The following is a 19,937-nucleotide window of genomic DNA, read 5'->3' as shown; positions in this document are numbered from 1 at the left end:
ACAACAATTTAATATCAACTTGTTAAACAACAAGGAAGGCTAATATGATAGTTGTCGAACTTATCATTGTTTTGCTGGCAATCTTTTTGGGCGCCAGACTTGGGGGCATCGGTATTGGATTCGCAGGTGGGCTGGGTGTTCTGGTACTTGCCGCCATCGGCGTGAAGCCAGGGACAATTCCATTCGATGTCATTTCCATCATCATGGCGGTTATCGCCGCGATCTCTGCTATGCAGGTCGCGGGCGGTCTGGATTATTTGGTAAACCAGACGGAAAAACTGCTGCGTAAGAACCCGAAATACATCACTATCCTCGCACCGATTGTGACCTATTTCCTGACTATTTTTGCTGGTACCGGGAACATTTCCCTGGCAACGCTGCCGGTTATTGCCGAAGTCGCGAAGGAGCAGGGAATCAAACCTTGCCGTCCGCTCTCGACCGCCGTGGTATCCGCGCAGATTGCGATTACCGCCTCGCCGATTTCTGCGGCCGTGGTGTATATGTCTTCTGTTATGGAAGGTCATGGCATTAGCTACATTCACCTGCTGTCCGTGGTTATCCCCTCTACGCTGCTGGCGGTGCTGGTGATGTCCTTCCTGGTCACGATGCTGTTCAACTCCAAACTGTCGGACGACCCGATTTACCGCAAGCGTCTGGAAGAAGGGCTGATTGAACTGCGTGGTGAAAAGCAGATTGAAATCAAACCGATGGCAAAAAATTCCGTCTGGCTGTTCCTGCTGGGCGTTATCTGCGTGGTTGTTTATGCGATTGTCAACAGTCCGAGCCTCGGCCTGGTTGAGAAACCGCTGATGAACACCACCAACGCTATTTTGATCATCATGTTGAGCGTCGCAACGCTGACCACCATCCTGTGTAAAGTGGAAACTGACGCCATCCTCAACTCCAGTACCTTTAAAGCAGGGATGAGCGCCTGTATCTGTATTCTGGGCGTGGCGTGGCTGGGCGATACCTTCGTATCCGCTAACATCGACTGGATCAAAGACACTGCGGGTAGCGTCATCCAGGGCCATCCGTGGCTGCTGGCCGTCATCTTCTTCTTTGCTTCCGCGCTGCTCTACTCTCAGGCGGCAACGGCGAAAGCGCTGATGCCGATGGCGCTGGCGCTGAACGTCTCTCCGCTGACGGCAGTCGCTTCCTTCGCCGCCGTTTCCGGCCTGTTCATTTTGCCGACCTACCCGACTCTGGTTGCGGCGGTACAGATGGATGACACCGGTACAACCCGTATCGGTAAATTCGTCTTTAACCACCCGTTCTTCATCCCAGGCACCCTGGGCGTCGTTCTGGCTGTCTGCTTCGGCTTCCTGCTGGGCAGCTTTATGCTGTAAGTGTTTCACCCGCGGGGCGTATCACGCCCCGCATTCTCCCGCCCTTTGACTAACATCCTGCCCTCGTCCGTTGTATAGTGACCGTTCACTTGCGGGTCTTTTTGTTCTTTCGAGGTGTTTATGCTTGATGTTAAGAGTCAGGATATTTCCATCCCCGAGGCCGTTGTGGTGCTTTGTACCGCCCCGGATGAAGCTACCGCCCAGGATCTGGCCGCCAAAGTGCTGGCGGAAAAACTGGCCGCCTGCGCCACCCTCCTCCCCGGCGCGACATCGCTGTACTACTGGGAAGGCAAACTGGAGCAGGAGTATGAAGTTCAAATGATCTTAAAAACCACCGTTTCACATCAGCAAGCGCTTATCGACTGCCTGAAGTCTCATCACCCGTATCAAACGCCTGAACTTCTGGTTTTACCTGTTACTCACGGAGATACTGATTACCTCTCATGGCTCAACGCATCTTTACGCTGATCCTGCTGCTGTGCAGCACATCCGCCTTCGCTGGATTATTCGACGCGCCGGGTCGCTCGCAGTTCGTCCCTGCCGACCGGGCGTTTGTTTTTGATTTTCAGCAAAATCAACACGATCTTACCCTCTCCTGGCAGGTAAAAGAGGGTTACTACCTTTACCGTAAACAAATCAGTATCACGCCGACGAAAGCGGATATCGCCGCAGTCCAACTCCCGGCAGGCGTCTGGCATGAAGATGAGTTCTACGGAAAAAGCGAAATCTACCGTAAGCGGCTAAACGTTCCAGTAACGGTTAACCAGGCGGCGGCTGGCGCGACATTAACGGTAACGTACCAGGGGTGCGCCGATGCGGGATTCTGTTATCCGCCGGAAACGAAAACGGTGCCGCTAAGTGAAGTCGCCGCGGCAATAGACGCCACGCCGACGCCTGCTGTCACCCAGACGAGTGAGACGTCAAAACCCGCCGCCCAGCTACCTTTTTCCGCGCTCTGGGCGCTGCTGATCGGCATAGGCATCGCCTTTACGCCCTGCGTTTTACCCATGTATCCGCTGATTTCCGGTATTGTCCTGGGGGGAAGGCAACGTTTGTCGACGGGGCGCGCACTGCTGCTGGCCTTTATCTATGTACAAGGGATGGCGCTGACCTATACCGCACTGGGTCTGGTCGTCGCCGCGGCGGGATTACAGTTTCAGGCGGCGCTGCAGCACCCTTATGTGTTAATCGGCCTTGCCATCGTGTTCACCCTGCTTGCGTTGTCGATGTTTGGCCTGTTCACACTACAGCTCCCCTCCTCACTGCAAACCCGGCTGACATTAATGAGTAATCGTCAGCAAGGCGGCTCGCCCGGCGGTGTTTTTGTTATGGGGGCGATTGCCGGATTAATTTGCTCGCCCTGTACCACAGCGCCATTAAGCGCGATCCTGCTTTATATCGCTCAGAGCGGCAACATGTGGCTGGGCGGCGGTACGCTGTATTTGTATGCATTAGGTATGGGTCTGCCGCTAATGCTGGTCACCGTGTTTGGCAACCGTCTGCTACCGAAAAGCGGCCCGTGGATGGCGCATGTCAAAACCGCTTTTGGTTTCGTGATCCTCGCGTTACCGGTCTTTTTACTGGAGCGGATTATTGGCGAGGCTTGGGGTTTACGTCTGTGGTCGCTGCTGGGCGTCGCTTTCTTTGGTTGGGCCTTTATCACCAGCCTTCAGGCCAGACGAGCGTGGATGCGTATCGTACAGATTATCCTGCTGGCGGCAGCGCTCATTAGCGTGCGGCCTCTACAGGATTGGGCGTTCGGATCGCCATCCGCGCAAGCTCCAGCGCACCTCAATTTCACGGCTATTTCTACCGTGGACGAACTCAATCAGGCGCTGGCGCAGGCCAAAGGCAAACCCGTTATGCTGGATTTCTACGCCGACTGGTGCGTGGCCTGTAAAGAGTTTGAAAAGTATACCTTCAGCGATCCGCAGGTCCAGCAGGCGCTCGGCGACACGGTGCTCTTGCAGGCTAACGTCACCGCTAACAATGCGCAGGATGTCGCGCTGTTAAAGCATCTGCAAGTCCTCGGGCTGCCCACCATTCTGTTCTTTGATGCCCAAGGCCAGGAACAGCCGCAAGCGCGAGTCACCGGCTTTATGGACGCCGCCACCTTTAGCGCGCATTTGCACGATCGCCAACCGTGAGCGACACTTGCAAAAGCAAAGACGGAGGAGAATACCGTGCAACGTGAAGATATTCTGGGAGAAGCCCTGAAATTACTGGAGACGCAAGGGATAGCCGATACTACGCTGGAAATGGTGGCGGAGCGCGTAAATCGCCCACTCGACACATTACAGCGTTTCTGGCCAGATAAAGAAGCCATTTTATATGACGCGCTACGTTATCTGAGTCAGCAGGTAGATATCTGGCGACGCCAGCTTCTTCTTGATGAGACGCTTTCTGCTGAACAAAAGCTACTGGCACGCTACAGCGCGCTTTCGGAATGTGTCAGTAATAATCGTTATCCTGGTTGCTTGTTCATTGCCGCCTGTACGTTTTATCCCGACCCAACCCATCCTATTCACCAACTGGCCAATCAACAAAAACGCGCGGCACATGATTTTACTCATGAGCTACTGACCACGCTGGAAATTGACGATCCGGCGATGGTTGCAAGGCAGATGGAACTGGTGCTGGAAGGTTGTCTCAGCCGAATGCTGGTCAACCGCAGTCAGGCTGATGTAGATACCGCTCAGCGGTTGGCGGAAGATATTCTGCGTTTTGCACAGTGCCGTCAGGGTGGCGCGCTCACCTGACGGGTACTGATTTTATGCATTTTGCCTGAAAAGCAGGCAGTCAGCGCGCTTTTATCACTTTTTTCGTGTAAAGCCGTTGACGGCCGCGCCCCTTTACGGTTTAATGCGCCCCGTTGCCCGGATAGCTCAGTCGGTAGAGCAGGGGATTGAAAATCCCCGTGTCCTTGGTTCGATTCCGAGTCCGGGCACCACTTCTTCAGAGCCTGTTCGTTAAGAGATGAGATCCTTAACGGGCAAGACAGTAGTCCCCAGACGGCATGATGATGGTAGTTGTGTTACCGCATCAGTTGAACACGGGACTTAAATCCAGAGGATGTTCCAACCATCCTCTGGATTTCTCACGTCCACAATTTACTTCACGAACGTATTTACCCTCAGATCTTCCCTGTGTCAATCTTTTGTAAAGCAAACATCCCTTTTTTTTCCATTTTTAATTTCATCAACTTAGATTTAACTTAAGATTAGTCTTATGCCGCATCCAGCTCCTCCAGCATGTCCCGGACCTTATCCAGGTCACTTTCAACATACTCCAGCGTGACCGCCGGTGTTGAATGCCCCAGCAGGTCCTGTGCCATCTTCAGGTTACGATCCGGCAAACGCATCAGGTTAGTCGCGATGGTGTGTCGGAACCTGTGCGGACTGACTGTAAAACCGCATTCTCGTGAAAGTCGTCTGAAAAACGCACGCAACGGCGGATAATCCATGTTGCTGCTGATTTCATTCTTCCGGCCATCAAAGCGAGATAGATTAAACAACTGGTCCTGCATCTTCGCGCCACGTTCAAGGGAAAGGTTATAGAGCCTTTCAAGTCTGGGGCGGAGGTTTTCAGTAATCGGAACCCTGTGTTCCTTATGGTTCTTGGAACCCTCAGGCCGGAGATTAATCCAGCGGTGCTCAAAATTTACATCCTCCAGGCGAATGTGCAGCAGCTGGTTCTGGCGCATTCCTGTCCTCCGCAATGCATCCAGTACCGTTAGCCAGAACCATGCTGGCCGTAAGGCGCTTTTTCTTAACTCCATCATACCAGTCCGTTCATCCTCTTCCCTTGCCAGCATGTGCAGATAAATTTTATTCATCTGCACATCAGTCAGTGTTTTTTTGCGTTTGACATCAGGTCGGGTAATTACGCCGTTGAAAGGGTTTTCCCTCATCGTTACAAGCCCATTAACGATGGCGTGATTAAATATAGCGCGCATATGAGTCACTTTATTATTCCATGTCGTTCTGCTCAGCCCTTCCTCATGGATAATTTTTCGGCGCCACGTTAAAACCAGCGTTTTATCAACCTGCTCAGGTGAAATACCTTTCCCGCTAAAGGAAATGAATGATCTGACTACCTTCCTGTAGCTCCACTCCGTAGCCGGGCGCAAAGATTTACTGAAAAAATAATCATCCAGCACTTCTTCAAATGCATTGTTCATATTCACCTCGTATATTGTTATTCTGACTTAAACAATAGTATTAATTTCTTCGTGCAAGCCATACGCTGTCCGGTGGACAGGTTCCTTTTCTGTAAATAATGTCAGCGCTCAGCATGTATCCTGACATTTTGGTGTAACGACCGCTTTTGTCCGGCGTATCGTATTTATGGTAATGCCAGAGGCCTTTACCATTTCGTGAATAATGAACGTTCAGAGCTTCAAAGCTTTTTTGTAACTCTGATTTATCCAGTGACTCGTTTGTATTCAGCGATAAATATTTAAAAAAACATTCAGGTGAAACAATGAATACAAACTGAGCCAGAATATGTGCAAAACTCTCGCCCTCATTGACACTAACCGTACCGTCAAGGATTGAGGATTTCAGCCAGTCCAGAAACTTTTCTCCTGGAGTGCCAGATTCCATCCCGACCAGCGAAGGCTCTTCAGAAGAAGTAGTTTCAACCTTCGCTTCAACAACAGGAGCACCAGAGCCCGACATCTGGTCAAGCACGCTAAGAAGTTCTGCGGTTGATACCGACTCATCCGGGACAGCTTCATCACCTGTTCGTTCATCGGATGACTGTGTATCATGATTATCAAATGCCGAAAGCAACGTAACCTGACCGGTAACATCCTTAGCAGCATAATCACCTGTCTGGTTAGTATCGTAACCTATTGAAGCATTGTTAATTGGCTCTGAAACCGGTGTTATATTTTTGTGACTGGACGTTTGATGCATATCGTCGTCTATTAAATTTGGGATATTGTTTGTTCTGGATTCTTCCTCCCCTTCCTCCCCTGTGGTGATCACCTTATCGCTTTCAGAGGGGCTTGCTGTACCAGAAACGGTTCCTGATTTATTGGCAACGCTGGCAAGCGCATCGCTGATGATGCTGTTGAGAATTCCAGACTGAGCTTTTTGTCCGCTGAGATACAAAAATAGCGCACCTGAAATCGCCGGCCAGCGTTGAAGCCAGATAGCCGCAGCATCCGGGATGAGTTTACTGGCAATGTACATGCCGTTCATTGAAGCCGTTCTCCCCTGCCGGGGACGCACCCGCCAGTTTGCACCGGGTATTTCCATCCCCGGACACCAGGCTTTTCCGTTCGCCAGGCTCCCTTCAATCTGCGACAACCAGTCAAGATGATGAAAAAGCCCAGCCCAGAACACTGCGCATATCCAGGCAGGCCCCTGCTCTGCCTGCTCCTCAGGCGTCGCTCCCGGAGGTAACATCATACCGCGTACCAGCCTCACGGCACTTGCGGCCACGGATAAACTGAGGTCAGTAAAGCTCCCTGGTGTGGAGAACGGCCCCGCCCAGGCTGCCGGTACTTCCTGAACCCGAGCAGCCATTTGCTCTAAGGGTTTTAGCCAGAATTCGTCAAAGGCTGACTGTGACAGTGGGCAATTTTCCCGCAACATCCGGACGATCTTCTGTCGCTCCGCAGTTCCCAGTAACAACTGACCGGACCGTACGTTCCTGAACCCTCCCGCTTGTGCCGGCTGCACGGATGGCCTTAGTGAGTGTTCCGTTCCGACTGCCAGCCCAAGGCCTGTTAACCATTTCAGTCCACGCATAACCACCCCATAACCAGATTCCGAATTGACGCTACGCTATGGAGACGGTTGTATTTTGCAAGTCAAAAGCCTTAGTTCCTGATTAAACAAAACGAACTTGCATTAATCCTTAAAGGCCGGTTCACAGTTTTCAGATGAAGATAATTAATCAGCATGCTTCCTTAAGCGCCATCAGAAATCTGAGGGAAGCGACAGGAATGCAAAGATTAGTGGTCTCTGGAATTATCCTCTGCTGGGGTCTTGCGAGTTACGGGCTCATCGCTCTGATTACGGGGTATCAGGATGGGATGGTGTATCTCTGGGGGCTTGTTTTGCTATCCCCTTTTTCTCTGAGAGTGGTGAACTGGATGCAGCGCAGACTCATCAACCAGCCCTGCATCCTGAGCTACCATAAGCGCAGCTCAAGGATATTCGTGCATCTGTCGCCAGGCCAGCCAACCGTCAGTATTTCATCCGAACGTGTGGTCTGGTTCTGGAATGGAGTGCTAACCAGTATAGAGGTCGCTCTCAGTGGTAAAGAAAACACCATCGTGATTGCCTCCCATCTCCTGACCTCTTATCGAATTAAACGTATCAGAAGGCATCTTCAGATTCAGGCCGGACATTACCGAAGCCATGTCATACATGTCCCCTTCACACCCGCTGCTCGTGCAGTTATGCAACTGGAAATTCTTCTTGCACAGTGGCGCTGGCGTGTACCGTCCAGAGCGTTATGGCCCGTTCTTGTCATACGAAAAACTTTCAATCCGAAAAAATAATTTCCCCTGTTTTGATTTTTCACCTGTTGTCACACTGGCTACATCAATGTAGTCGATCTGAACGATCGATTTTCATCGTTATACATCCACTCTGGTGCGCGGTAACGTATCCACAGTGGATACAATAATTAATAACTTAAGTCGAATTAATGTATTAGCCAACACCGGGAAATTATATGAACCGTCTGAACATCACCTCCATCCTTGCCAGTATCATCACTGAACGGGATGAAAATATGCAGCAGCTGGTAGCCCAGCTTTCGGACGGAAAGAAAACGTCTGGCAGCCCTATTGCAATACGTTTTAAACCAGCTGTCAGGGATTTCGTCACACTGGTATCAGGACGCCTGGGTATTTCATCAGCTGAACTGGTCAATATTCTCGTCGAGGGTATCATGCGCGAGACGCTTATCCCCCGACAGGCTGTGATCACACATATCCACGAACGGTTCTGGCTGCTGATGGATGAGCACCGCCTGTCAGTACTGGACGTGGCTCGTCTGCTCTCGGACTGGAATATCGGTCTGAGCGTTCTGGAAAGCCGTGAAAGAACGATGGATTACTTAACTGCACCTTTGCTGAAACAGCTATCTGACTGGTTCTGTGTAAGTACCAGATGGCTGGAAGGAAGTGATCCCCGGCCAGTGTACCTGACCGCTTTCAGCGAATGGATGCAGGTTGCCATGATAATTAAAAAAAGAATTCAGGAATATACATCTGACGACAACCTGACCCGTCCTGACATATTCCTCGTCAAAGAGAATCAATACACATCAGGAGATATCAAAAACGAATCCGGACATGTTTTCATTTTTATTCGGCGCTATAAAATCGTTAATAACACAACAATTCGTGTAGTTGAATGTATCGGACATTGTCCATCTTCAGGTGCTTATAAAACACAACTTAATTCATTCCTGAGCATGAGCAACATTCTCTTCAGGGCGCATATTCTCAACAGTTTTGACACATTTTATGCATCCGGTTATTTACTGCATGCGCTGAGAGAAGGAAAGATACTTCCGGCCGCTGCACTGCGGGAGATTCAGAAACTTCAACGAACAGAGTCAGGTAAGTTTTCTCAAAATATTTGGACCGAAGAGGAAAGAGAACCTTTTCTTTTCCCTGAGGAATTTATAACACCAGAATGGAGTAAATTTGTTAGCCAAATAACAGCCCCCAATATTAAGTGAAATAACTAGTCAGACACATTGTTTTATTGGTGCGCCAGCGCCAGGGGATTTTTTTGCCTTAAACACCATAAACGACAAAGGATATAAATGATGAAAGCTTCAATTTCAATGATTACACGCTGCGTTTCCCTTGCTCTTCTGGTTACCGCTGTGCCGTCGGTTAATGCTGCGACGAACTGGATGGAAGCACGCGGTGATGCTATGGGTGGCACCGGCGTGGCATCTGCACACTACGGCACTGCGGCTCTGTCTAACCCTGCCCTGTTAACTACGTCCGGACCAACCGATGATTTCAGCCTGGTGCTGCCATCGGTGGGCGCCCAGGTCTCTGACCCGGATAAAACCGTGGATAAAGCGGATGATGTTAAGGACCTCTGGGATCGTTTCGACAGCTCCGTCGCTAATCAGTCCGGTGTCAGCGAAAGCGCAGCGGCACTCAAAAGTAAGCTTCAGGATTTGAAAAACACACATGCGAACGGCCAGGTCGGGGCTTCAGTTATTGCAACTGTGCCGAACCAGACACTACCGTTCGCCGTTGTGGTGAAATCATGGGGTACTGTCTCTGTCGATGGTAAAGTCAGCGATCACGACCTGGAATACCTCGACAAGGTCGCCGATGGCACAATCCCCCCTTCTGCAGTAGATACTGACTCACTTACGTCAAGAGCCTATGGCCGTGCAGCTGTGATCACCGATGTCGGCGTGGCCATGGCGCATGAGTTCGAAACTGCAGGACATGCCTGGTCCTTTGGTATCACACCAAAATACCAGCGCGTTGACCTGTTTAACTACAACGTTTCCGTCAGTAATTTTGACAAAAACGACATTGACTCCAGCGAGTACCGCAATACCAAAACCGGTTTTAACGCCGACGTCGGTCTGTCCACAAACCTGAACGACAACTGGACTCTTGGTCTGGCCGTACAAAATATCATCCCCCGCTCAATCGATACCAAAGAAGTAAATGGTGAAAAGGGAACGTTCAAGATTAAACCGCAGGCCACTGCCGGCGCCTCATGGCACAACAGCTTCATCACAACCGCGCTCGATGTCGACCTGACTGAGGCGAGTGGTTTCACCAGTGATAATAAGCGTCAGTTTGCAAGTCTGGGTGCCGAGATTAATGCCTGGAACTGGATGCAGGTGCGCGCGGGTTACCGCCAGAACATGGCTTCCGGAGAAGGCAATGCTTTCACTGCCGGCCTGGGGTTCTCTCCGTTTGATGTGGTTCACCTGGATATCACGGGCATCGCAGGCACTGATCGTACCTACGGGGCGGTTGCACAACTTCAATTCACTTTCTGATCCAGCAAAATGAAGGGGCTGTTTACTGACAGCCCTGGAAGTCCTCAGGAGAACACTATGAAAAAACTCATTCTTTGCTCAGGTATCTCTTTTGTACTTATGGCTCTTGCTGGGTGTAGCCAGAACCAGCTCAATCAGTTTCAGCGGCAACTGTCAGATGTCAGCACGATGATATCACCTGGTGAGCAGCATCCTTCTGAAAAACAGGCTGAACGTAATGAGATTGCCCAGGCATTCAGCCTGCCAGTCGGCGTAGATACTGCTGCACTACGCCTGAAGCAGCATTATGGTTTTCCTTCTGATGAAGACGTTTCAGCCGCAAGAAACAATGGTCAGGGAAATGCTGGCTGGTCAGCATCGGCAATTTCAGAAGGTGCCAGTTGGTCAGCCCAACCTGGGTCTTATTATCGCATGAGCCGGAACTGGGCAGCTAATGATCGTCTGACAATAGAAGTCACAGGCGATGCTAAACGCAGCAACGTGACCGCAATTTATCGTTCCTCCAATCCGGAGCATCTTAAACCTGAATGGACCGCGCGCCTGTGGAAACAAATTCCGGAAGTCGCACGCGGTACGAAGGTTAGTCGGGAGGTCGGGCAATGAGCAAGTCACCTTCTCCACGGCCGCAGGAGACTGATATGTCCAGTTTACCAACTGGTGAAAATATCAAAGCCATTGAAAAGCTAATTAGCGATGCCTCAGAGGTTATTGCAAAGCGAGAGCGCTCAGTCAGACGTGCAGAACGAAATCTGGAAATAGCCGAAGACCACCTTGCAGACCTGGAAAATCAGAGAGATGAACTCGTCATAGCGAGCTGGGGAGATGCTCCCAATTGGCATGGAATATTTAGTATGAGTGAGGATGCCTCAACCACCATGCGAGCATACCGTGATAAATGGGTCGGTACGATCGCAGGTCTGCGTCTGACTGCCTTCGGCAATATTTATACCGGGCAGTCAGTTTACGGGATCGGTTTCACAACAAAGTCTGAAGAAGAACTGGAGCAAACAATCCGGATGGTGGAGTTTGTTCTGCCGTACCTTATTGCTGATGAGCGAAAAGAAAAATCATTAATGATTTATAACTACCCCGCGGTGGACTGCTGCCACAGCTTCGTTTTTAATATCGAAACAGGTACATATGGCATCGCCACAGATCGCTTTATGTCACGTCAGGAAACGATGGAGTTTCCCTCACTGGAGTTCGCACTTCGTCATCTCCAGGCAAACACCTTAATAGACGATGTAGATAAACGGAAAAGCCTGAACGATGAGGTGACGGAATGAAAGATGTGTACTGGGTAGTCGAAGCCAACGGGAAGGAAATTGGCGCTATGACACTGGATGAGTTTGAAGACATCCACAAGTCCGTGAAGGCAAACTGGATGAACAGGATCGTTGCCGTTATCAGGTTTTTCTTTTTCCCTGCATATAAGAAAACAGGCCTGTACTGGCCTGAAATTGAAGAGGAAGTAAAAGCACTTTTGCAGGTCAGAACTGATGCTCCGCTCACCATTAAATTCGTTCGCGGAGAAATGCCAACTCAGATAAGACTACTATAACGGCCAGTAGCAAGATGCTGCCTCATCAACCATTCAATCTCTATACCCAATAAAAAAGCCCCCGGGAGGGCTGAGGGATCCCCAGAAACATCATTAATACACCATGATGATGTTTCGATAAGTCCTCGCCATATCGGCGTATACCCTGTCGGGGTTCATCCCCGACAGAAGCCCCGGCGATTGCTGGATGACATTTTCACTCAATGTCAGATACGACAGCACCCTGCGTGATTTCTCACTGTTCGCCTGGAACCATCGATTTATTCCCTTACTTTCAAGGTAATATCCCGTCAGCCATATGATGATGCTGTAGAGAACTGCAACCAGGCAAAGCACGGATAGTCGTTTTTCTCCCCGACTTTTACTTGCCCGCAGTCCCAGCCCATAGCGCTCGCTTTTCTCATCCCTGAAGTTCTGTTCTATCTGCATACGGCGACTATAAATTTTAACTATCTCGCGTGGCTTATATTCCATCAGGCTGGTAAAAAGCAGCCACGGTTCACGCGCGTTTTTACGGTACATCCTGTCTGTTTTGGGATAATGCTGGCGGCTTTTCCTGCCCGTCGCCCGCTTATGCACGATGTAGAAATGTCCCGGACAGTCACGACTGGCGTTGCGTGCCAGTCGCCCGAATCCCAGATAGCGCGCCGTTGTTGATGACGCAATATCCCGCGCCATCTGCCACTCTTCATTCCCGACGACCTGAAAATAGAGGCTGCCCCTGACCCGTCCGACAAAATCCCAGCCCAGAGAGCGGATGTGGTGAAACCAGCTACTGCGAAAGCCTGCATCGGTCACGATAATGACCTGCTTATCTTTGCCGATGGCGACAGCCATCTGATCGAGAAAGGCATTTTGCACGGCAGAGTTGTTCTGGTAGCGGGAGGAAATGACCTTACTCATCAGAGGGATAGCTCTGCCATCACACAATAAGCTTGCCCGCAAAACACTGAGCTCTGATGAAGGATAGCCACTCCAGTCCACGACAATGACACAAACTGAAAGGCTGTGGGTGAGACGGGATACAAGCTGCTGGTAGACGGAGGGAATATCACTGAACATCAGGTCGCTGTTGAGGTGTCGGTCAACACGCTTAATCTTGTGCTTAACACGTGCGGGGCCTGGCAGGTATCTGCCGATGCTGGTAAGAGAAAGCGAAGCACCACGCGTCAGGGCCACGGTCATATCGAGCAGGGCGTTTTTACGGTACTGATGAATGGAGTTCAGGGACTGGCTGAAAAATTTATGGCAAACTTGTGAAACAGGCATAGAGGAGTGACCTTACTTTTTGGTGGAACACTAAGTAGATCACAACCTTCTATGCCTGTCTTTATTTATGGGGAACCATCAGCCCGGGAGGGAGCTTTTTATTATTCAGGCGGCCTGATTCAGGACATGACGTAAACGACCGGGCCAGTTGCCCTGGTAATGCGCAAACGTATGCAACACACGACGGCGTTCATCGCAAAGAGAGTTGCCAATAACCACTTCACCTGGCACTCCACACAGCGTTAACTGAATATAAGCCATCCCCGCAGCCAGCGGATCGATATCAGTAGCTGAAACCCACAAATACCGGTGTGGTGAATAACCGGCATCGCGCAGCACAGTGGCAAATGCGAGCGCCATACATCCCGCGCCACAGGCTGGCTCCGCCAGGGTAATAAAAGGCTTGTCCGCAAAATTATCAGCAACGTTGCCGAGCTGCATGCGCGCCATCATGATGCCCACATCCCATGGGGTAAAAAACTGACCACGATATTTATCACCCAGTTCAAGCTGCATGAAAACCTGTCCAAGAAAATCCCCCGGTGAATCATCCAGCCCATTGACAACATGGGCCAGCAATTCTGCCATACGGACTACATCCTTCTTTTCATAACGTGCAACTATGCGCAGATATTTCTGCTCCCGCTTTTCGCAGAAACTGAGGGCATTCTGAAGAGCAATAACGCTGCAACTGATGAAGTCTTCAAAAACCTGATGTCGATGGTGATAACGAGCAGTCTGGTTGAAAAGCGAAATGAACGCCTTTTCATGGTTTATTAGATTTTTCATGCATGTCTCCTTTAACGGGAAACACGCCCCTGACAGGGAAACAGTGTTTCCCGTCAGGGTGAAAAAAAGCCACAACAAGTGTTGTGGCCAGTATGTTGAACCGGTTAGCCCGGGTTATCCTGGTTTAGTGTCAGGCCCGAATGCTCCCGTATTGTGCCGCTGGCGCCGCATATGGCGTTACCGCTGTGGTTTCCGTAGAGACAAGGTACATTCTTGCTGTTTCACCGTTGCTCAGTTGCTGCATTTCTTCCGGCCAGGGGCCACTGTCAACGTGATCACCGCGGTCAAAACAGTTATATCCGGAAAAACCTTCATCCACTGATTTCCAGTAATGACGGATCTCACAGTCAAACAGCTCTGACATCTCACCCATAACCTCTCCAGATGGCGGGTACCAGGGGGTATCGAACGTCAGTAATATCGTGCCCAGTGATTCACGGCTCCAGTTGGCTTTATGACCAGCCGGGAACTCCACACCATACAGCTGCGTGTAAAGATCTGCAGTTGTGTTAAGCCCCCGGAACAAACCACTGTTACCGTTCAACTCAGTTGCAAGACGTGACGGCATTATCATCAGCATATCGCAGGGACAACTCGCGGCCGGCATTATACTGAGCCATTCCCAACGCTCCTGCGGATCGAACTGTTCCCCGAAGCTGGCAACACCAAACCAGTCAGCATAGTGAACAGCCATCAACTGGGACATTATCTGGCGCGATGAAACTGGAATACTCTCCCATTTAAGTGTTTCCAGGCCGGACTGAACCCAGATCTTCTCCATACGTGCAATAGTAGCGCTGTCGAGCCACGCATCCTTTTCCATTAATTCCAGGAAATGCTGGAACGCCTGGTTTGCCGAAGTAGAAGCCCCCGTACCAGCGGCCGTAAGCATCGGATAAGCAGTAAACTCTGTCGCTTTTGTTGGCTTAAGTATCCCGGCACATCCAGCAAGAAACAGCTTTATGGCCTGCCGTATGGCATGTCGATAACGCGGAGTTTCAGTGCCGGCAATCCAGGACTGCATCACGTCAATACAAACAGATTTCGCAGTGATTTCCAGACGGTTTTTGCACCATGAAAACATAGTTATTACTCCTCTTTAGTTTAGACAGAGGGCATCTCCCTGAGGAGATACCCTCAGGGGATGCTGATGGCCAGGGCCATCAAGTTTATTGTTAAGCAGCCTTGTTCTGTTCCGGTTGTCGGTTCAGTGGCTGCAGTAAAAATTCCGACGCTTCCCGGGCAAACCGGCAGGCGCGGAAAAAGGCTTTTTTATCGTCACGAAGTACCTTCAGCCAACTGGCCAGATAGCTTTCATGCTGAACATCACCGTAAATACCCAGCTCTGCACAAAGAAAAGCACTGCCGGTTTCGGCAATAAGCTCCTCAACGGCGTAAACCGGATCACCGAATTTTCGCGAAGAAGATGTTATCCCTTCACGGCTAAGGCGGCGGCTGTGGCCGGTTGCATGAACCAGTTCATGCAGTAGCGTGGACCAATAATCAGCTTCAGAATTAAACTGCGAAGTCGTAGGCATCACAATTCGATCGGTTGATGGCTGATAATACGCCCGGTTTTGTCGGTACGATGTGCAAACCACACCGGTTGCATTCAGTACTGACAGTACCTGCTCCTGTTGTTGTTCACTGAGTATGGAATGCCGCTCCTCTTCTGCCTCTGTTGGCGGCATGCCGGCAACAGCATCCGGCAGTCCATCACACTGGGCGACATTGAAAAGTTGCAGCGGCTTCAGCATTGCAAGCGACTCCATGACGGGATTACCGTCTTTATCGAACAGCTTGTTATCGTTGCCATCCGTCGCCTGTTTCTCAAACGGTTTGTAGATGATGGCCATCGAGCTGGTTTCACCCTTACGCACCTGACCACCCACGGCTTTCGCCTGCTGGTATGTCAGCCATCGATCGGATGAAAATCCCCGCTCTTCAGCAGACATCCACAGCAAGGGTATATTCACTCCGCTGTAATGGCGGCCGGTTGTGGCATTCACCGGTAACGCGCTGCCATGTACGTTCTGTGCAGAACGCCACGGCCGGCGCCACGGTGGAACCCCTTTTTCCAGGGCGGCAATGATTTTGTCGGTGACCTGCTGGTAAAGATCGGCTTTCTGAGCCGGCGCGGCCTTACGGCCGCGAATGGATTTGTTCATAAGGATGCAACCTGTAAAAAAGGGCGCATCCTCCCCGGGGCGGAAGAATGCGCCACCGGGAGTGGAAAAAAGTCAGAGATAGTCAGTAATACAACCTAGCGGCGGGTTCCCGCGTAACGGAAAGAGCCATCAGACATCACCTCGCTGACGCTGCTGCGTACGCTGCGAACCGCACTCTCAAACATCGTGCGATCAGCCGGTTTTGCCCGTTTACAGTCGAGACGGATTACCCTGTCAAGCACAGACAGCGCCTGTGAGCGCCAGCTCAGACGTTCCGCATTCCCTACACAGGCAGGTAAATGCCGGAGAGACTGATCGTAGAGCCAGCGAATATTGCTGCGATATTCCTCCACCAGGACATACACCTTTTCTGGCGGACGGGTCTCCTTACGAATTGTCATACCAGTCCCCAGTGGACCGGCCGATGGCATCATAAAAAGATCGTGGTGTTCGTTCAGAACGGCGTCGAATTTGCTCTGCTCCATAAAGGTCTGAAAAGCGTATTCCTTCTCGGGAATTAACAGGTCTGCATTTTCCGACCAGTTTGCATCTTTCGAGGGATTACAACCTTCCGCCCATGCCCTGAGCCATTCGCAGGGGTTTCGGTCATCCGGAACCCGGATGTATATACCAAGGTTCTTTTCAAGCAGCAGTGGCCTTTGCATACCGCCCTGCTGTGATAAAAGAGGGCGTAATTCGGTTGAGGTAAAGCGAATCATCAGGACTCCTTAAATTAATAAGGAGGAGACCTCCCCTGGAGGGAAGGTCCCTCCGGGAAGTGTTAATCAGTCAGAACTGATTCAGTCGAAACGGTAACGCAGCCAGGCCATCTGCTGCGCCATCTGCCGTCCCGCCCGTAAAGCCTTACGTGCGGAGGCAAACTGACCGGCGCTGGCCAGTTGCTGATACTGCCAGTCACGCGAACTGTAGCCCGTTCTGCGTGAAATGATGGCGGTAAAACCCCCTTCAGACTGAACGACCTCGGCGCGGAAACTGCTGTGACCGCTACGGTTGGTGAACCATTCGGCCTGCTGCTGCCGCATTGCTTCTGAAATGCGGCTGAGGACGCGCGTGGTATGGGTGATAAACAACAGTATTATACTGCTCATGGTTTTCTCCTTAGTTAATGCGGAGAAAACCATCACCGCAGATGCAGGGAGGTTGTCCCCGCATGGGTTGGTACATCAGTTATAAGCTGGCTTCATTCAGAAAACACAACCACCTCCGTATGGAGAAAGTCCCCATAGGGTTCAGTGCTTCACGTCAGAAATCAGCATCGCTGCGTTCCATAGACAGAAAGGCCTCTTCGTCTTTGACTGCGCTTTTGTAGAAATATGTCCAGGCTTCTTTATCAATACCTTCTGCCATGCGGCAGAGGTCGTTAAAGAATGCCTCCCATGATCCCGGTATAAGTTTTCGAACATACAGTTCAGCCAGTTCCCGGGCAACAGAAGCCATATCCCAGACGTAATACGGAAAGCCGTCTTCATCTGTCCCGGTATTTAGGTCAAGGCGGCGAAGCGCTGCGATACTCAGCAGTTCGCCTTCCGCTTTAGCCAGTGCAACTTTGTGAGCATTACGCTCGCTGGCACGGATGTGAAAATCTTCGGTGAGAATTAACTCGTTCATAAAGGATTCCTTAAAGAGTTGTGGAATCCTGTCCCTGACCGGGACAGAAGTCCCGTTAGGGTGAGAAAATCTTCGACTAATAAGGCCGTCAGGCGATGTCTGAGAAATGGGCGCTCTGATAAAACATTTCGCGCAATTGCTCTGTAGCTTCGTCCAGCTCTTTTTCCTCGCGAGACCTGGTAACGCCCTGAAGAAAAGCTGTACTCCAGTGAAAACTGTGAACATCTGTCCCCAGAAGCGTAAGCTCACTCACTGCTTCTTCGACAAAGGTATGTTTTATGAAGCCATGCTCAGTTGCAAAACCAACTGTATGCGCGACATGTCTGAGAAAAGTCAGGTAATCAGGAAGGCCGTCAGCAGGAACCTGAGGATCTGCGTCGACCATGAGTTTGTTATCCAGACGAACGTTAAGCTGAGTTTTTACGTAATCCACAATGATTTTTGCAGAAGCGGGTGAGTCACAACTCAGTAACGCGAGCGGATTGATCATTCTGGTGTAATGCATGGGTACGATTCCTTATGAAAAAAGGGAACCGTCCCAAAGGGAAAGTATCCCTCAGGGTGAGAATCAGGCCAAAAATGCCGGATGAGTAAATCAGGTGTTTGGTAGTGTGAAGTGAAGTAGAAAAGGACCTTAACCTGTAATCAGGTTCCTGTTTGCAAAGGTTAAACAGGTTTGAACCGCCCGAAAGCGCCATCTCTCAGGTTATGATGGCATTGGCATGTGATTACCCGAAGGCGCCTGTCTCAAATCACTCAGGCATTGGCAGTTGTCAGAGACAACGTTAGCAAATTAAGCGTACACAATTCCCGCACCTCAGGCAATAGTGTCAACGCAAAGATCTTCCCACATTGTGGTTTGAACCAGGACGATGAAGCCCTTAACGGGAAAGTCACTACTGCTGAGAATATCCTGAGAAAATGTGTCATGTTTAAATTGACCAAAAAAAAGGATCATATTTTTATATTTCATGAGCGTTTTCTTTTTCTCTCAGTGATTTCCTGAAAGTTTCAGACAGTGCGCCACGTATGAAATACAGACAGGCATCAATACGGGTAAATTTGTCGCCGTAATGCGCATGAGCCTCCTGTGAACAGGCCACCTCGTAATGCCCCCTATCGATAATACGTGAAATCCTTTCCTTCCATCCCAAAAACACACGATCAATAACCAAATCCTCACCAGAAACAAAAATGCTTTTACTCATTACCCTCTACCTTATTATAAACACGAGCCACGTAATGTCCCCTGCCATCGCCATGTCCCAAATCCATTGATGCCAGAGCCTGTGCCTCTTCTTTAGTGAAGCCTCTTTTCATATGATAATTCATGACATCAACAGAGTAGGCATAGCGTAAACTATGAGGCGCATATTTTCCTGTTAATCCGGACTCACGGACAACATTGCGATAACGTTCAATAGCCGTATGTAATGATGGCTTATCAATCAACTTTCCATTATTTTCATTCAAGTGTTTAAGGGACGCATTTATTGCAGCCAGAGTTGACTCACGATCTAATACCGTTGTATCTCTTGGTCGTCCTCCTTTTGTCCCAAATACAACACGTATTTTTTCGTCACCATTGAGTAAAGCTTTTTGCCAGGTACGCAACGATTTAGCAGACTGTACTGTTTCTTCTGTTCTTAACCCGAGTAATCTGGATAATCTCATTGCACATGCAACGCCATCATCCTTTTGCTCTACACTCGTCAATACCTGCCGAAAATAAGCATCGGGAATAGCAACCTTAGTTCCATCCCGGCTCGTTTCCGAAATACCCAGAGCCTGATTGCTCAGTTTTTCATGAGAAGGATTTGCCATGAATGTTTTCCCCGCAACACGTAACAAAGCCCGGATAGCTGCCATTTCGTTCTGAAGTGTGCGTCTGGAAATATCTTCTGAAAGGCGGCTCTTCATATACAACTCGATATGCCCCGTCTTGATATTTTTAATATCTCTGATTTGAACATTAAGTTTTAATAAACGTTCGGCAAACCTGTCCGCAATTTTCATTCGGTCAGAAACGGTTTTAAAACTTCCCCCTGCCTGCCTGGCAAGCGTTTTAAGATTTTTATTCAGTTTTGCCATAAACAACCCTCCATTTAAACAGGTGTCAGTGCTTTTCCGTCTGCCTGAACGGAAAAGCACTGACACCGG

The 19,937-nt window shown here is 50.1% G+C and carries 22 protein-coding genes and 1 tRNA gene; 11 read left to right on the top strand and 12 right to left on the bottom strand.

Features of this window, described 5'->3' with window-relative positions:
• The first annotated feature begins 44 nt into the window (after positions 1-44).
• The 5 genes from dcuA (at position 45) to ABVM99_RS08265 (ending at position 4,296) form a co-directional block, all read left to right on the top strand.
• Positions 45-1,346 carry an anaerobic C4-dicarboxylate transporter DcuA gene (gene dcuA, locus ABVM99_RS08285; protein WP_000637595.1) on the top strand — a complete coding sequence of 434 codons (1,302 nt, stop codon included), beginning with the start codon at positions 45-47 and terminating at the stop codon, positions 1,344-1,346.
• A gap of 120 nt (positions 1,347-1,466) precedes the next feature.
• Entirely contained in the window at positions 1,467-1,814 is a 348-nt protein-coding gene (gene cutA / locus ABVM99_RS08280; RefSeq protein ID WP_000887832.1) for a divalent cation tolerance protein CutA, read from the top strand.
• Positions 1,790-3,493, top strand: a complete 1,704-nt coding sequence (locus ABVM99_RS08275; RefSeq protein WP_001651309.1) for a protein-disulfide reductase DsbD — start codon at positions 1,790-1,792, stop codon at positions 3,491-3,493. Before cutA ends, ABVM99_RS08275 begins: the two co-directional genes overlap by 25 nt.
• Before the next feature lie 36 nt (positions 3,494-3,529).
• Positions 3,530-4,105 carry a transcriptional regulator gene (locus tag ABVM99_RS08270; protein ID WP_001188509.1) on the top strand — a complete coding sequence of 192 codons (576 nt, stop codon included), beginning with the start codon at positions 3,530-3,532 and terminating at the stop codon, positions 4,103-4,105.
• A 115-nt stretch (positions 4,106-4,220) separates the two neighbouring features.
• Positions 4,221-4,296, top strand: a tRNA-Phe gene (locus ABVM99_RS08265).
• A 276-nt stretch (positions 4,297-4,572) separates the two neighbouring features.
• Here the strand turns inward: ABVM99_RS08265 and ABVM99_RS08260 are convergent.
• Entirely contained in the window at positions 4,573-5,526 is a 954-nt protein-coding gene (locus ABVM99_RS08260; RefSeq protein ID WP_032676642.1) for a site-specific integrase, read from the bottom strand.
• A gap of 40 nt (positions 5,527-5,566) precedes the next feature.
• On the bottom strand, positions 5,567-7,105 hold the full coding sequence (locus ABVM99_RS08255; protein ID WP_058799606.1) for a TraI domain-containing protein: 1,539 nt from the start codon (positions 7,103-7,105) through the stop codon (positions 5,567-5,569).
• A 197-nt stretch (positions 7,106-7,302) separates the two neighbouring features.
• On the opposite strand from ABVM99_RS08255, the gene ABVM99_RS08250 reads away from it, so the two are divergent.
• From ABVM99_RS08250 to ABVM99_RS08225, 6 genes are all read left to right on the top strand, one after another.
• Positions 7,303-7,863 (top strand): hypothetical protein, encoded by a 561-nt coding sequence (locus tag ABVM99_RS08250; RefSeq protein WP_064372538.1) that lies wholly within the window; start codon positions 7,303-7,305, stop codon positions 7,861-7,863.
• A 176-nt stretch (positions 7,864-8,039) separates the two neighbouring features.
• On the top strand, positions 8,040-9,056 hold the full coding sequence (locus ABVM99_RS08245; protein ID WP_058799607.1) for a hypothetical protein: 1,017 nt from the start codon (positions 8,040-8,042) through the stop codon (positions 9,054-9,056).
• A gap of 108 nt (positions 9,057-9,164) precedes the next feature.
• On the top strand, positions 9,165-10,361 hold the full coding sequence (locus ABVM99_RS08240) for a conjugal transfer protein TraF (protein WP_233429979.1): 1,197 nt from the start codon (positions 9,165-9,167) through the stop codon (positions 10,359-10,361).
• A gap of 57 nt (positions 10,362-10,418) precedes the next feature.
• Positions 10,419-10,964 (top strand): hypothetical protein, encoded by a 546-nt coding sequence (locus ABVM99_RS08235; RefSeq protein WP_058799366.1) that lies wholly within the window; start codon positions 10,419-10,421, stop codon positions 10,962-10,964.
• A 35-nt stretch (positions 10,965-10,999) separates the two neighbouring features.
• Positions 11,000-11,647 carry a hypothetical protein gene (locus ABVM99_RS08230; protein ID WP_032676635.1) on the top strand — a complete coding sequence of 216 codons (648 nt, stop codon included), beginning with the start codon at positions 11,000-11,002 and terminating at the stop codon, positions 11,645-11,647.
• Complete coding sequence (locus tag ABVM99_RS08225) at positions 11,644-11,922, top strand: hypothetical protein (RefSeq protein WP_032676634.1); 279 nt, start codon at positions 11,644-11,646, stop codon at positions 11,920-11,922. Before ABVM99_RS08230 ends, ABVM99_RS08225 begins: the two co-directional genes overlap by 4 nt.
• Positions 11,923-12,015: 93 nt before the next feature.
• Here ABVM99_RS08225 and ABVM99_RS08220 read toward each other — a convergent pair whose 3' ends face one another.
• From ABVM99_RS08220 to ABVM99_RS08175, 10 genes are all read right to left on the bottom strand, one after another.
• Positions 12,016-13,191, bottom strand: a complete 1,176-nt coding sequence (locus tag ABVM99_RS08220; protein WP_058799609.1) for an IS4 family transposase — start codon at positions 13,189-13,191, stop codon at positions 12,016-12,018.
• Positions 13,192-13,296: 105 nt separating this feature from the next.
• Positions 13,297-13,980: a hypothetical protein gene (locus ABVM99_RS08215; protein ID WP_000793034.1), complete on the bottom strand. Its 684-nt coding sequence runs from the start codon at positions 13,978-13,980 to the stop codon at positions 13,297-13,299.
• Between the two features lie 130 nt (positions 13,981-14,110).
• Positions 14,111-15,064, bottom strand: coding sequence for a DUF1281 domain-containing protein (locus ABVM99_RS08210; protein WP_000493293.1), 954 nt, complete (start codon positions 15,062-15,064; stop codon positions 14,111-14,113).
• 91 nt (positions 15,065-15,155) lie between these two features.
• Positions 15,156-16,148, bottom strand: coding sequence for an ArdC family protein (locus ABVM99_RS08205; protein WP_058799610.1), 993 nt, complete (start codon positions 16,146-16,148; stop codon positions 15,156-15,158).
• 95 nt (positions 16,149-16,243) lie between these two features.
• Entirely contained in the window at positions 16,244-16,867 is a 624-nt protein-coding gene (locus ABVM99_RS08200; protein ID WP_058799611.1) for a hypothetical protein, read from the bottom strand.
• Between the two features lie 81 nt (positions 16,868-16,948).
• Positions 16,949-17,257, bottom strand: a complete 309-nt coding sequence (locus ABVM99_RS08195) for a hypothetical protein (RefSeq protein WP_032676630.1) — start codon at positions 17,255-17,257, stop codon at positions 16,949-16,951.
• Between the two features lie 154 nt (positions 17,258-17,411).
• Positions 17,412-17,777, bottom strand: coding sequence for a hypothetical protein (locus ABVM99_RS08190; RefSeq protein ID WP_001003975.1), 366 nt, complete (start codon positions 17,775-17,777; stop codon positions 17,412-17,414).
• An 88-nt stretch (positions 17,778-17,865) separates the two neighbouring features.
• Entirely contained in the window at positions 17,866-18,282 is a 417-nt protein-coding gene (locus tag ABVM99_RS08185; RefSeq protein ID WP_000559511.1) for a hypothetical protein, read from the bottom strand.
• 457 nt (positions 18,283-18,739) lie between these two features.
• Complete coding sequence (locus ABVM99_RS08180; protein WP_058799612.1) at positions 18,740-18,985, bottom strand: hypothetical protein; 246 nt, start codon at positions 18,983-18,985, stop codon at positions 18,740-18,742.
• Positions 18,978-19,868: an integrase domain-containing protein gene (locus ABVM99_RS08175; RefSeq protein ID WP_001096463.1), complete on the bottom strand. Its 891-nt coding sequence runs from the start codon at positions 19,866-19,868 to the stop codon at positions 18,978-18,980. The genes ABVM99_RS08180 and ABVM99_RS08175 overlap by 8 nt, the downstream gene beginning before the upstream one ends.
• Positions 19,869-19,937 lie beyond the last annotated feature (69 nt).

The organism is Salmonella sp. SJTUF15591, from assembly GCF_043356435.1.
Taxonomy (GTDB): domain Bacteria; phylum Pseudomonadota; class Gammaproteobacteria; order Enterobacterales; family Enterobacteriaceae; genus Salmonella; species Salmonella enterica.
Note: the sequence above shows the minus strand (reverse complement) of the source record. Positions and strands in the feature narration are given on the sequence as shown.

Bases quoted from the DNA above. Each gene is read 5' to 3' on its own strand.
- dcuA (WP_000637595.1), top strand. From the start codon at position 45: ATGATAGTTGTCGAACTTATCATTGTTTTGCTGGCAATCTTTTTGGGC.
- cutA (WP_000887832.1), top strand. From the start codon at position 1,467: ATGCTTGATGTTAAGAGTCAGGATATTTCCATCCCCGAGGCCGTTGTG.
- ABVM99_RS08275 (WP_001651309.1), top strand. From the start codon at position 1,790: ATGGCTCAACGCATCTTTACGCTGATCCTGCTGCTGTGCAGCACATCC.
- ABVM99_RS08260 (WP_032676642.1), bottom strand. From the start codon at position 5,526: ATGAACAATGCATTTGAAGAAGTGCTGGATGATTATTTTTTCAGTAAA.
- ABVM99_RS08255 (WP_058799606.1), bottom strand. From the start codon at position 7,105: ATGCGTGGACTGAAATGGTTAACAGGCCTTGGGCTGGCAGTCGGAACG.
- ABVM99_RS08250 (WP_064372538.1), top strand. From the start codon at position 7,303: ATGCAAAGATTAGTGGTCTCTGGAATTATCCTCTGCTGGGGTCTTGCG.
- ABVM99_RS08245 (WP_058799607.1), top strand. From the start codon at position 8,040: ATGAACCGTCTGAACATCACCTCCATCCTTGCCAGTATCATCACTGAA.
- ABVM99_RS08240 (WP_233429979.1), top strand. From the start codon at position 9,165: ATGATTACACGCTGCGTTTCCCTTGCTCTTCTGGTTACCGCTGTGCCG.
- ABVM99_RS08235 (WP_058799366.1), top strand. From the start codon at position 10,419: ATGAAAAAACTCATTCTTTGCTCAGGTATCTCTTTTGTACTTATGGCT.
- ABVM99_RS08230 (WP_032676635.1), top strand. From the start codon at position 11,000: ATGTCCAGTTTACCAACTGGTGAAAATATCAAAGCCATTGAAAAGCTA.
- ABVM99_RS08225 (WP_032676634.1), top strand. From the start codon at position 11,644: ATGAAAGATGTGTACTGGGTAGTCGAAGCCAACGGGAAGGAAATTGGC.
- ABVM99_RS08220 (WP_058799609.1), bottom strand. From the start codon at position 13,191: ATGCCTGTTTCACAAGTTTGCCATAAATTTTTCAGCCAGTCCCTGAAC.
- ABVM99_RS08215 (WP_000793034.1), bottom strand. From the start codon at position 13,980: ATGAAAAATCTAATAAACCATGAAAAGGCGTTCATTTCGCTTTTCAAC.
- ABVM99_RS08210 (WP_000493293.1), bottom strand. From the start codon at position 15,064: ATGTTTTCATGGTGCAAAAACCGTCTGGAAATCACTGCGAAATCTGTT.
- ABVM99_RS08205 (WP_058799610.1), bottom strand. From the start codon at position 16,148: ATGAACAAATCCATTCGCGGCCGTAAGGCCGCGCCGGCTCAGAAAGCC.
- ABVM99_RS08200 (WP_058799611.1), bottom strand. From the start codon at position 16,867: ATGATTCGCTTTACCTCAACCGAATTACGCCCTCTTTTATCACAGCAG.
- ABVM99_RS08195 (WP_032676630.1), bottom strand. From the start codon at position 17,257: ATGAGCAGTATAATACTGTTGTTTATCACCCATACCACGCGCGTCCTC.
- ABVM99_RS08190 (WP_001003975.1), bottom strand. From the start codon at position 17,777: ATGAACGAGTTAATTCTCACCGAAGATTTTCACATCCGTGCCAGCGAG.
- ABVM99_RS08185 (WP_000559511.1), bottom strand. From the start codon at position 18,282: ATGCATTACACCAGAATGATCAATCCGCTCGCGTTACTGAGTTGTGAC.
- ABVM99_RS08180 (WP_058799612.1), bottom strand. From the start codon at position 18,985: ATGAGTAAAAGCATTTTTGTTTCTGGTGAGGATTTGGTTATTGATCGT.
- ABVM99_RS08175 (WP_001096463.1), bottom strand. From the start codon at position 19,868: ATGGCAAAACTGAATAAAAATCTTAAAACGCTTGCCAGGCAGGCAGGG.